Source organism: Allobosea sp. CS1GBMeth4 (assembly GCF_900185715.1).
Classification (GTDB): domain Bacteria; phylum Pseudomonadota; class Alphaproteobacteria; order Rhizobiales; family Beijerinckiaceae; genus Allobosea.
This window is the reverse complement of sequence record NZ_FYAS01000007.1, coordinates 126,736-138,457: the sequence shown is the minus strand read 5'-3', so window position 1 is coordinate 138,457 and position 11,722 is coordinate 126,736. Positions and strand designations below refer to the sequence as shown.

Genomic DNA, 11,722 nt, shown 5'->3' with positions numbered 1-11,722 from the left:
ACAACACCACAGGGAGGACAAGCTCATGACCATCACCCGCAGGACCGCCCTCGCCGGCGCGAGCGCCGGCATCGCCTTCTTCGCCATCGGCCGCCCGGCGCTGGCGCAGGCGACCAAGCTGCGCTTCGCCCATCCGCATCCGGAGGCGGACAGCTGGCACAAGGCGGCGCTGCTCTTCGCCGAGCAGGTCAAGGCCAGGAGCCAGGGCCGCTACGAGGTCCAGGTCTTCCCGAACGGCGCGCTCGGATCGGATGCCCAGACGATCAGCGCGGTGCGCGGCGGCTCGCTCGACATCTGCCTGACCGGCAACCCGTTCTTCACCGGGCTCGCCCCCAAGCTCAACGTGCTCGACCTGCCCTTCCTGATCCAGAGCCGCAAGCATGCCGCCGCCGTGATGGACGGCCCGATCGGCGACGGGCTGCGCAAGGAGCTGGAAGGATCGAACCTCAAGGCGCTCGCCACCTGGGAGATCGGCTGGCGCAACCTGACCAATAATCGCCGCCCGGTCGCCAACGCTGCCGACATCAAGGGCCTCAAGATCCGGACCACGCCGAACCCGGCCCATATCAAGGCCTTCCAGCTGCTGGGCGCCGTGCCGACGCCGATGGCCTTCACCGAGCTCTTCACCGCGCTGGAGACCGGCACGGTCGACGGCCAGGAGAATCCGGTCACGCTGATCCTCAACGCCAAGTTCAACGAGGTTCAGAAGCATCTCTCGCTGACCCGCCATGCCTTCACCACCGGCCCGGTCGTGATGAACAAGGGCAAGTTCGATGCGATGCCGGCCGAGATCCAGCAGATGCTGCAGGGCATCGCGATCGAATGCGCCGGCATCCAGCGCAAGATGAACGAGGACACCGAAGGCTCGAGCCTCGATGCCCTGAAGAAGGCCGGCATGCAGGCGGTCGAGAACCCCGATCGGGAGTCCTTCGCCAGGATCGTCACCGCCGAGGTCGAGAAGGACTTCGTCGGAAAATACGGCAGCGAGGTGCTGGACGCGATCAAGAAGGCCGCGGTCTGAGGCGGCCGGAGTGCGGCACAGGGCGTCCGCGTCGGGCTGCGACTACGGCGCCAGATCAAACGCCTCCCCTTCCCCCTCGTGGGGAAGGGTATGGGGACGGGGGGCGAACGACTGGGTGCTTGGCTGCTTGTTGGGAGCGGATTTGCCTGGTCGCCGGAGGCCGAGTTTCGACTTTGCGCCCCCACCCCGGCCCCTCCCGGGGGTTTCCCACGCCCATTCGGGGACGATCCTTCCGGCCGTCATCAGATCTTTGAAACGCCGTTTCATTGACCCGGCAGCGGCGATTGCGAAAGCTTCTGAAGATCGAACTGCAGCGATGCGGACCGGCCGCTCGATTTGCCGGAGCAGTTTGCACCGGGTCAACGAAGACGGCGGCACACGATGCTATCGTGGGCGCCAATCGGAGGCGCATGATGATCTACATGCTCTATTTCGCCAGGCGGCAATTGCTGCGGCTCTCCGCCTTCCTGCACTGGACGCGCAGCTGCCCTCCGCCATCCGGCCGGTCCTAGCCTCGCAAAATCCGCTCCGGCAGCGCATATCCAGCCCGCGACAGGACCGGAGGCGACGATGTTCCAGGCGGCGACGATCTCGGCCGGCGACAAGCCGGGCTTCTACAGGGAGCTCGTCCAGCAGCTCGAAGGCCTGCTGCATGGCGAGCGCGATGCGATCGCCAACGCCGCCAACCTGTCCGCGCTCCTGTACGAGGCGATGCCCGCCCTCAACTGGACGGGGTTCTATCTGATGCGCGGCGGCGAGCTGGTGCTCGGCCCCTTCCAGGGCAAGCCGGCCTGCGTACGCATCCCCGTCGGGCGCGGCGTCTGCGGCACGGCCGCCGCCCGGCGCGAAACGGTGCTGGTCGAGGATGTCCATGCCTTTCCCGGCCATATCGCCTGCGACGCCGCCTCCCGTTCGGAGCTGGTCGTCCCGCTGATCCGCGACGGCGAGGTCATCGGCGTGATCGACCTCGACAGCCCGGAACCCGGCCGCTTCGACAGCGAGGACCGCGTCGGCATCGAGGCGGTGGCCAGGCTCTACCTCGAAGCCAGCGACCGCTTCTGACCGGCTTCAGCCGGCGACGACGAGTTCGCAGCGTGCGTCGCGGATCATCTGCTCGGTCACAGCCGGCGGCTGGCGGTCGGTCACCAAAGTCGAGATCTCGCTGAGATGGGCGAGGCGCGCCATGGCGACGCGGCTGAACTTGGTGTGGTCGGCGAGCAGAACCGAGCGGCGGGCATTGCGCAGCATGGTGCGCCCAACGACCGCCTCGTCGTCGCGGTATTCGAGCAGGTTCCCGGCCGCATCGATGCCGCCGATGCTGGTCATGTGCAGGTCGCAGCGATAATTCTCGATGAAGGCGGCGGCGTGCATGCCGCCGCAGGCCCGGTTCGGCCCGAGCCAGTGCCCTCCCGTGATCAGGATCGAGATCTCCGGGCACTTGTCGAGGATCGCCGCCGCGGCGGTGCTGTTGGTGACGACGCGCAGCCCGCGCGGACGACGCTCGGCGATCGCCGTGGCAAGCGCCTCCATGGTCGTGCCCGGCGTGATGAACAGCGAGGTGCCGGGGGTCACGAGCTCGGCGGCGGCGCTGGCGATCTTTGCCTTCTCGGCGGTGTGCTCGACGATGCGCAGGCCGTAATCGGTGTTCGCGGTCGAGAGATTGGCGCTGGCGCCGCCGTGATGGCGCCGCAGCAGGCCGCGATCGGCGAGGTCCTGCAGATCGCGCCGCACGGTCTGCGGCGTGACGTTGAAAGCGGCCACCATCTCCTCGATCGCGACATAGCCGCGCTTGCCCAGGATATCGAGGATGTCGGCGTGACGTTTGCTCAGCGGTTCCATATGGCGCAGCCCTACAACCGAGACCACGCTATACGCAATGCGCGATTGCGAAAATAGTCTTGCGAAAGGGAAAACGCACGGCATCATCGTCGCGCCGCGCAACCGGATCCTGCCGGCAGGACGGAAACGCGATCCGGCGGGACGAAACATGCTCAGGACGCGGCCAGGGGGCCGGCGGATACGCCGCCATGCCCGCCTCACCCGGACCATCCACCGTCGCGGCCCAGGGAGCCGGAGATGAGGGGCCGCCGGATTCTCTGCGTCGGCAACCTCGTCCAGGACGAGGTCTTCGAGGTCGAGGCGCTGCCTTCGGCCGGCATCAAGACCGGGGTGCTCTCCTATGCCGAGCGATTCGGCGGGCCGGCGGCGACGGCGGCGGTGGCGATCTGCCGCCTCGGCGGCGCGGCGGCCTATTGGGGCCGGGTCGGCGCCGACGCCGCCGGAGAGACCGGCCTGCGGCTGCTGCGCGGGCATGGCGTCGACTGCGACGGCGTCGCCACCCTGCCGGAAGGGCGCACGCTGCGGGCGATCGTCCTCGTCGACCGGCGGGGCGAGCGCAGCATCGTCTCGAACCGGCGCAGCCTGTCGCCCGATGCGGGCGTGCTGCCGCCGGCCGGGCTTGCCGGGGCCGGCGTGGTGCTGGCGGACACGCGCTGGCCGGCCGGAGCCGGGGCTGTGCTCGAGCGCGCCAGCGCCGCCGGCATCGCGAGCGTGCTCGACGTCGACGGCGGGACGCCCGAGGATAACCGCCGTTTGATCGCCAAGGCCGACCACGTCGTGTTCTCGGCAGAGGGCCTGCGCGACTTTGCCGGCGACGGCCCGGCCGAGACCCTGCTGCGGCGCTGTGCCGACGCCCCGGACAAGATCTTCGCCGTGACGCGCGGCACCGCCGGCAGCCTGTGGCTGATCGGCGGCGAACTCGTCGGCATCCCTGCCTTCAAGGTCGCCGTGAAGGACACGACGGGCTGCGGCGACGTCTTCCACGGCGCCTATGCGCTCGCGCTCTGCGAAGGCCGGAGCCCTGTGGAGGCGGCGCGCTTCGCGGCCGCAGCGGCGGCGCTCAAGGCCGAACGGGGAGACGGCTGGGACGGCATGCCCGACCGGGCCGCCGTTCAGGCCCTGCTGACAAGCGGCGCGATGCATCCGAGCTGCGCCTGACTCGATTGCGCGATGCAACATGGATTATGCTGCGATGCGCGAAAACGATAATATTGCTTGCGAAAACGAAAACGGCATGCATTGATTGCGAATGTGACGAGGCGGGCCTGCGCCCGCCTTCCCGGAAGCCCGAAAGACCCTGCGGCGCTCCGGTCTCGAAGCCGTTTTCGAAGGTTATGAGCCATGGCATGCGCCTCCCTCGCCGAGCTGATCGACGACCTCAGGACGATCGGCGTCGATCTCGCCGGCCCGTCGCCGGACTTCACCGGGAGCAGGCGCCCTTCCGACGAGATGATCGACCGCTGGGCCGAGACGGCGGCGCTCGCCGAGCCGGAGGCGCGCGCGGTGGCGATCTGGGCGATCAGGGAGGCCGCCCATGCGGCCGGCATCGTGCCGGCCTCGATCCAGGAGCTCTACCTCGCCTGCGCCGCCGGCAAATGGTCGGGCAAGACCGTACCGGCGATGAACCTGCGCGGCTGGACCTACCATACCTGCCGCTGCGTCTTCCGCGCCGGCAAGGAGCTCGATTCCAAGCTCTTCATCTTCGAGCAGGCAGTGGGCGAGGCGCTCTATGCCCAGCAGCCGCCGCTCGAATATGCCGCCGGAGTGCTCGCCGCGGCGCTGCGGGAGGGCCATGTCGGCCCGGTCTTCCTGCAGGCGGACCACGACCAGATCAACGCCAAGGCCTATCTCGCCGATCCGAAGGCTGAGATCCGCAAGCTCGAGGCGATCATGCGCGAGCAGGTCGCGGCCGGGCTCTACAGCATCGACATCGACGCCTCGACGGTGGTCGACCTGTCGCTGCCGACGGTGCAGGACCAGCAGCGGCTCAACGCCGAGCTCACCGCGCATTTCACGCAGTTCGTGCGCGGCATCGAGCCCGAAGGGGTCTCGATCTCGCTCGGCGCCGAGATCGGCGAAGTCGGCCACGAGAACACCACGCCCGAAGAGCTGCGCGCCTTCATGACGGTCTATCTGGCCGAGATGGCCAGGCGCGGCCCGGAGCTGCCGATCGTCAGCAAGATCTCGATCAACTCCGGCACCTATCACGGCGGCAAGGTGCTGCCGGACGGCACGCTGGCGCCGGTCAATGTCGACTACGATCTCCTGAAGACGATCTCGACCATCTGCCGCAGGGAGTACAACATGGCCGGCGCGGTCCAGCACGGCGCCTCGACCCTGCCCGGAACGCAGCTCGCCAGGCTGCCGCAGGCGGAGGCGGTCGAAGTTCACCTCGCGCTCGGCTTCAACAACCTGATCTTCGACCACCCGGCACTGCCGCAGGCGCTGAAGGACCAGATCCGGGAATACACCTTCGCCAATCACCTCTCCGAGAAGGGAGCCGGCGAGACCGACGCGCAGTTCTTCTACAATACCCGCAAGAAGTCCTGGAAGGTGATGAAGAAGCCGTTTTGGGAGATGCCGAAGGAGGCCGAGAGCGCGATCATGGCCTCGCTGCAGGAGATGTTCCGCAACATGTTCACCTGGATGAATGTCAGCGGGACGAGCCGGCTGGTCGACGAGAACACCACGCCGGTGAAGGTCGCGCCAGCGCTGCCGGAGGCGCTGCGCAAGGCCCGCGCAGCCTGACGCTGACTGTTCCGGCGCCCGCAACGACGGATGCGCCGCCGACCAAGAAGACGATCAAAAGACGATCAACCCGGGAGGAAACGCATATGGATCAGCATCGCAGGTCTTCCTTGCTGACACTCGCGGCGATGGCGCTCGCCTCGGCGATCAGCCTGCCGACCCTCGCGCTCGCCCAGCAGAAGGAAGTGCGCTGGGGCCAGTGGAAGGGCACCGAGGTCGGCGAGAAGTTCATGGCCGAGCTCAAGGCCGCCTTCGAGAAGGACCATCCCGACATCAAGCTGACGCCGGTCGATTCGCCGTTCACCGGCTTCCACGACCGCGCCATCGTTCTGCACCAGGCCAGGAAGCTGCCGGACGTGCTGCTGGTCCAGGTCGACTGGGTGGCGGAGTTCGCCGATCTCGGCATGATCGAGCCGCTCGACGCGCGCATCGCCAAGGAGCCGAAGGAGTTCTTCGCGAACATCCCCGAGACCTTCCACGCCAAATGGAAGGGCAAGCAGTACTATCTGCCGATCGAGAGCGGCGCGGTCGCGCTGTTCTGGAACACCGACCTGTTCAAGGCCGCCGGCCTCTCCGGCCCGCCGAAGACCTGGGACGAATTCGCCGAGTACTCGCGCAAGCTGACCAATCCGGACAAGCGCCAGTTCGCGGTCACCGGCACGCTCCAGGCCGAGCCGCCGACCAACATGACCTACGACATCTACCCGCTGCTGCTGCAGAACGGCGCGACGATCATGGATCCGGCCACCAACAAGGCGGTCTTCAACAGCCCGGAGGGCGTCGCCGCGATCGAGTGGTACATCGAGCGGATGAACAAGGACAAGATCTCGGTGCCCGGCGTGCTGAGCAATGGCGAGAAGGAGAAGCGCGCCAATTTCGCCTCCGGCAATGTCGCGATGATGTTCGAGGGGCCCTGGGGCGTCGCGATCCAGAAGCAGCTCAACCCGAACCTCAACTACGACATCGCACCGCTGCCCAAGGGCAAGAGCACCGGCACGATGGTGCGCGGCTCGCTCAACACCATCACCAGCCAGGCGCAGGACAAGGACGCGGCCTGGACCTTCATGCGCTGGCTGTCGGGGCCGAAAGGCATCGAGATGTGGGCGAAGGGCACCGGCGGCTTCCCGGCCCGCACCGACGTCTCGAGCCAGGACTGGTTCAAGGAGCGCAAGCTCTTCCAGGCCTTCGTCACCCAGATGGCGCAGCCGAACGCGCAGTCGCCGTTCCTGTCGATGCCCAATGCCGTGCAGATGAACAAGGTGATGACCACCGAGATCCAGAACGCCGTGCAGGGCAAGAAGACCGCCAAGCAGGCGCTGGATGACGCCGCGGCCGAATGGAACAAGGTCCTCGCCGCGGCGAAGTGATCCCTCCCCCTTTCGGGGTTGAACACGCAAGTCGTCCCGGGGCGCCCGAAGGGAGACCCGGGACCCATGCCCGAGCCTTCATCGACGAGGCTCCGGAATGGATCCCGGATCGGCGCGGCTACCGCCGCTCGTCCGGGATGACTCGGATCATTCTGAGAGGCGGTCATGTGCCGCCGCCCCGCAACGATCGGCGAGTCATGCTGCTGACGCTCAAACGCAAATACCGCGAGGAGTTCCTGGCCGCGTCCTTCCTGTGGCCGTCGCTGACGATCCTCGTCGCGCTGCTGATCTACCCGCTGATCGACGTGGTCCGCCTGAGCTTCCACGACAGCAACCTTCAGCGCGAGGTCTGGGTCGGGCTCGGCAACTACATCGCGCTGGCGAACGACCCGCTGTTCTGGCGCGCCTTCTGGCAGACCGTGATCTTCACCTTCTTCAGCGTGGTGCTGCATCTGGTGATCGGGCTCGGCCTGGCGCTGCTGCTCAACATGCATCTCGATCCGGCCTTCCGGACGATCGCCCGCGGCCTCCTGATCGTGCCCTGGCTGCTGGCGCCGACCGTCGCCGGCATGATCTGGGTGCTGATGCTGCAGCCCTTCGGCGTGCTCAACGGCCTGCTCGTCTCGCTCGGCCTGATCGACTCCAACGTCACCATCTCCTGGCTCGGCGATCCCGCGACGGCGCTCGGCTCGGTGACGGCGATGAACGTCTGGCGCGCCTTCCCCTTCTTCATGGTGATGCTGCTCGCCGGCCTGCAGGCGATCCCCAAGCAGCTCTACGAGGCGGCCGAGATCGACGGCGCCTCGCTGTTCCGGCAGTTCTGGCACATCACCCTGCCGCAGTTGCGCGGCGTCATCACCACCATCGTGCTGCTCGACTCGATCTGGACCTTCCGCGCCTTCGACCCGGTCTATGTCATGACCGGCGGCGGGCCGGCGCACGCCTCGGAAGTGCTGGCAACGGCGATCTATTTCGACGGCTTCCAGAAGCTGAAATTCGGCTACGCCTCGGCCGAGGCCGTGGTGATGTTCATCGTGCTGTTCATCGTCAGCGCCATCTATGTCCGCCGAACCATGAGCAACCAGCAATGACCGTTGCCCAGCCCGTCGCAGTGGCGCACCCACGGCCCTATCTCGGCAAGATCGGCATTCGCGGACGCGAGCGCCTGATCAATATCGCGTCCTATCTGCTGCTGCTGATCGCGATCGCGATCGTGTTCTTCCCGCTCGCCTGGATGCTGACGGTCTCGGTCAGGCCGAACATCGAGGTGATGCGGATGCCGCCGGAATGGCTGCCGCAGGTGTTCACGCTGGAGGGCTATCGCAAGATCTTCGCCAGCCCGCGCTATCTCGTCGTCTTCGCCAACACGATGCTGATCTCGCTGCTGGTGACGGCGCTCTCGCTCGTCCTCGGAGCGATGGCCGCCTATGCGCTGGCGCGCTTCAAGTTCGCCGGCCAGCGGGCGGTGCTGATGTTCCTGATCACCACGCAGATGTTCCCGCTGGTGCTGCTCTGCATCCCCTATTTCCGGATCTTCATCACGCTCGGGCTCTACGACACGCGCACCTCGCTGGTGATCGTCTACCTGACCTTCACCCTGCCCTTCTGCATCCTGATGCTGCGCAGCTACTTCATCAACATCCCGCGCGACATCGAGGAGGCGGCTATGGTGGACGGCTGCTCGCGGCTCGGCGCGATCTTCAGGACGCTGGTGCCGATGTCCTATCCCGCCTTCATCGGCGCCGGGCTCTACACCTTCCTGCTCGCCTGGAACGAGTTCCTGTTCGCGGTGGTGCTGATCGAATCCTGGGAAAACCGGGTGCTGACCATGGCGATCTACAGCCTGATGGCCGAGTTCGTCACCGACTGGAACACGATGATGGCGTTCTCGGTGCTGGCGAGCCTGCCGCTGGTGATGGCCTTCATCTTCCTGCAGAAGTTCATGGTCCAGGGCATGACGGCCGGCGCGCTGACGTCCTGACGTTCGCCGCAGCAACCACCGCCGTCATTCCGGGGCGGGCCGAAGGCCTGAGCCCGGAATCCAGAACCGATGGCGGCTCTTGTGAAGTCTCGGCAGCTGGCTGGCTTCTTCGGAAGCGGCATCGGTTCTGGATTCCGGGCTCGGCGCTGACGCGCCGCCCCGGAATGACGGCGAGCGCTAATCGACAGGCACGCTGAGCCCCGCCTTGACCCGGTCCATCGCGACGAAAGTCCTGAACTTGCGGATATTGGCGTCGGCGAAGAAGAGGCGGCGGGTCAGCGCCTCATAGGCCGTCATGCTCGGCACCAGCACGACCAGCATGAAGTCGACCTCGCCGGTGACGTAGTAGCATTGCTGCACCTCGGGCGCGGCGAGGAAGGCGCGCTTGGCCGCGTCGATGTCCTTCGCCGTCTCGCTGACGAGCTCGACCTCGACGAAGAGCGTGATCGGATGGCCGAGCGCCGCCGGATCGACGATCGCGACATTGGCGGCGATGACGCCGTCCCTCTCCATCCGGCGGATGCGGCGCTGCACGGCCGGGGCCGACAGGTTGACCCTCTCGCCGATCACGCGCTGCGGGGTGGTGTTGTCCTGCTGCAGGATGGCGAGGATGGCCCGGTCGAAAGCATCGAGGGTGGGGACGGACGACTCGCTCAAGGCGGGGCTCCAACAGTGATCGTGAAACAAACTTGCAGCACTGGGGGGCGATTGCAGCGCCTTTTTCGCGGCTCTTGCAATATCCCTTCGCTCCGACACCAAAGAGGCAAGCCATGCTCCTGCTCAACCAGCTCCCGGATTTTCGCCAGCCGCTCCATCCGGTCGATGCGGAGACGCTCGGCCCGGCCGGGGCCGACGCGATCGAGCGGCATCTCGACGGACGGCCCGAGCATGTGGCGACGCCGGTGCAGGCCCTGCCCGCCCTCGCCGCGGAGCTCGGCCTCGGCGCGCTGCATCTCAAGGACGAGGGCCAGCGGCTCGGCCTCGGCAGCTTCAAGGCACTTGGCGGCGCCTATGCCGTGGCGCGGCTGGTGCTTGAGGCCGCGAGCGAACGCCTCGGGCGTGCGCTCGACGAAGCCGAGCTGACCTCGCCCGAGGTGCGCGCGATCGCCGCCGGGATGACCTTCGCCTGCGCCACCGACGGCAATCACGGCCGCTCGGTCGCGCAGGGCGCCAGTCTCGTCGGCGCAAGGTCGGTGATCTTCGTGCATGCCGGCGTCAGCGAGCCGCGCGCCGCGGCGATCGCCCGCTTCGGCGCCGAGATCGTCCGCTTCGACGGCACCTATGACGAATCCGTCGTCGAGGCCGCCCGCGTCTCGGCGGAACGTGGCTGGACGGTCGTCTCCGACACCTCCTGGGACGGCTATGAGCGCATTCCGGGGCTCGTGATGCAGGGCTATACCGCGATCATCCGCGAAGCCCTGCGCCAGCTGCCCGCGCCGCCGACCCATGTCTTCGTCCAGGCCGGCGTCGGCGGCATCGCCGCGGCGAGCGCGGCCCATCTGGCGCTGGCGCTCGGCGAGGCCAGGCCGATCTTCACCGTGGTCGATCCGGCCCGCGCCGCCTGTCTGTTCGAGAGCGCCCGTGCCGGACGGCCGACCAAGGCCGCGCATGGCGAGCCGACGGTGATGGCGATGCTCGACTGCTACGACCCCTCGCCGCTCGCCTGGCGCGTGCTGTCGCGCGTCGCCGACGCCTTCATGACGGTCGAGGACGATATCGCGGTCGAGGCGATGAACAGGCTGGCGCGCCCGGTCGGCGGCGATCCGGCGATCGTCGCCGGCGAGAGCGGCGCCGCCGGCTTCGCCGGGCTGCTCGCGGCGCTGCGCGATCCGCAGGCGCGGGCGGCGCTGAAGCTCGACGCCGGCTCGCGCGTCTTCGCCATCGTGACCGAGGGCGCCACCGATTCGGAGCGCTATGCCGAGCTCGTCGGGCTGACGCCGGCCGAGGTCGCGGGCAAGGCCGCGTGATGACGGACAGGCTGACGCTGCTCTACCAGAGCCACTCGCCCTATGCCCGCAAGGTCCTGGTCTGCGCGCATGAGCTCGGCCTGGCCGGGCGCCTCGATGTCGTCCACCACGAGACCAGCCCGACCAACCGAAACGACGCGGTCTTCGCCCAGAACCCGCTCGGCAAGGTGCCGGTGCTGCTGACGCCGGATGCCGGCGCGCTCTTCGATTCGGTGGTGATCTGCGACTATCTCGACCGGCTCGCCGGCGCAGGCGCGCTGATCCCGCGCGAGGGGCCGGCGCGCTATTCGGCGTTGCGCCTGCAGGCGCTGGCCCAGGGCCTGTGCGATGCCGGCATCGCACTGCGCTGGGAGAGCGAGCGCCGGCCCGAAGCCCTGCGCTATCCGCCGCTCGCCGCAGGCCAGACGACAAAGCTGCTCGAGGCCTATGATCATCTCGAGAGTCAGGCCGATCTCGACGGGCCGGTCACGGTCGGCCAGATCGGGCTGGCGACGGCTTTGGCGTGGCTCAGCTTCCGTCGCCTGCCGGATTTTCGCGCGCGGGCGCCGAGGCTCGCCGGCTGGTATGACCGCTTCAGCCAACGCCCGTCCATGCGCGCCACGCCCTATGAGGGCGAGACGCAGGATTGAGCGTCCGTTTGACGCTACGACACGCCGTCATTCCGGGACTTCGCGCAGCGAAGGGCCCGGAACCCATGAACTCAACCTTTCCAAGGTCGTCCGCGTCATTGCGAGCGTAGCGAAGCAATCCTGGTGGGCTCGCTCTACGCCTGCCTGGATTGCTTCGTCGCTGACGCTCC

General features: G+C 67.6%; 11 protein-coding genes. 9 read left to right on the top strand and 2 right to left on the bottom strand.

Annotated features, from left to right (window positions below):
- Window positions 1-25: 25 nt before the first annotated feature.
- The gene (locus CS1GBM4_RS04025) at window positions 26-1,021 is read left to right on the top strand and encodes a TRAP transporter substrate-binding protein (RefSeq protein ID WP_186417399.1); all 996 of its coding nucleotides are present in this window, start codon (window positions 26-28) and stop codon (window positions 1,019-1,021) included.
- Window positions 1,022-1,591: 570 nt separating this feature from the next.
- The gene (locus CS1GBM4_RS04020; protein WP_186417398.1) at window positions 1,592-2,083 is read left to right on the top strand and encodes a GAF domain-containing protein; all 492 of its coding nucleotides are present in this window, start codon (window positions 1,592-1,594) and stop codon (window positions 2,081-2,083) included.
- A 6-nt stretch (window positions 2,084-2,089) separates the two neighbouring features.
- On the opposite strand, the gene CS1GBM4_RS04015 is transcribed toward CS1GBM4_RS04020, so the two are convergent.
- Entirely contained in the window at window positions 2,090-2,860 is a 771-nt protein-coding gene (locus CS1GBM4_RS04015) for a DeoR/GlpR family DNA-binding transcription regulator (protein ID WP_186417397.1), read from the bottom strand.
- Window positions 2,861-3,097: 237 nt separating this feature from the next.
- Between CS1GBM4_RS04015 and CS1GBM4_RS04010 the strand changes: the two genes are divergently transcribed.
- The 5 genes from CS1GBM4_RS04010 (at window position 3,098) to CS1GBM4_RS03990 (ending at window position 8,956) form a co-directional block, all read left to right on the top strand.
- The gene (locus tag CS1GBM4_RS04010) at window positions 3,098-4,018 is read left to right on the top strand and encodes a PfkB family carbohydrate kinase (RefSeq protein WP_186417396.1); all 921 of its coding nucleotides are present in this window, start codon (window positions 3,098-3,100) and stop codon (window positions 4,016-4,018) included.
- 183 nt (window positions 4,019-4,201) lie between these two features.
- Window positions 4,202-5,608 (top strand): aldolase, encoded by a 1,407-nt coding sequence (locus tag CS1GBM4_RS04005; RefSeq protein WP_186417395.1) that lies wholly within the window; start codon window positions 4,202-4,204, stop codon window positions 5,606-5,608.
- A 110-nt stretch (window positions 5,609-5,718) separates the two neighbouring features.
- Window positions 5,719-6,975 (top strand): ABC transporter substrate-binding protein, encoded by a 1,257-nt coding sequence (locus CS1GBM4_RS04000; RefSeq protein WP_186417394.1) that lies wholly within the window; start codon window positions 5,719-5,721, stop codon window positions 6,973-6,975.
- Between the two features lie 197 nt (window positions 6,976-7,172).
- The gene (locus CS1GBM4_RS03995) at window positions 7,173-8,066 is read left to right on the top strand and encodes a sugar ABC transporter permease (protein ID WP_186417393.1); all 894 of its coding nucleotides are present in this window, start codon (window positions 7,173-7,175) and stop codon (window positions 8,064-8,066) included.
- Entirely contained in the window at window positions 8,063-8,956 is an 894-nt protein-coding gene (locus tag CS1GBM4_RS03990; RefSeq protein ID WP_186417392.1) for a carbohydrate ABC transporter permease, read from the top strand. The genes CS1GBM4_RS03995 and CS1GBM4_RS03990 overlap by 4 nt, the downstream gene beginning before the upstream one ends.
- A 177-nt stretch (window positions 8,957-9,133) precedes the next feature.
- On the opposite strand, the gene CS1GBM4_RS03985 is transcribed toward CS1GBM4_RS03990, so the two are convergent.
- Window positions 9,134-9,613: an Lrp/AsnC family transcriptional regulator gene (locus CS1GBM4_RS03985; RefSeq protein ID WP_186417391.1), complete on the bottom strand. Its 480-nt coding sequence runs from the start codon at window positions 9,611-9,613 to the stop codon at window positions 9,134-9,136.
- Between the two features lie 113 nt (window positions 9,614-9,726).
- Between CS1GBM4_RS03985 and CS1GBM4_RS03980 the strand changes: the two genes are divergently transcribed.
- Both CS1GBM4_RS03980 and CS1GBM4_RS03975 read left to right on the top strand, forming a co-directional pair.
- Complete coding sequence (locus tag CS1GBM4_RS03980) at window positions 9,727-10,923, top strand: diaminopropionate ammonia-lyase (RefSeq protein ID WP_186417390.1); 1,197 nt, start codon at window positions 9,727-9,729, stop codon at window positions 10,921-10,923.
- 11 nt (window positions 10,924-10,934) lie between these two features.
- Window positions 10,935-11,552, top strand: a complete 618-nt coding sequence (locus tag CS1GBM4_RS03975) for a glutathione S-transferase (protein ID WP_186417569.1) — start codon at window positions 10,935-10,937, stop codon at window positions 11,550-11,552.
- Window positions 11,553-11,722 lie beyond the last annotated feature (170 nt).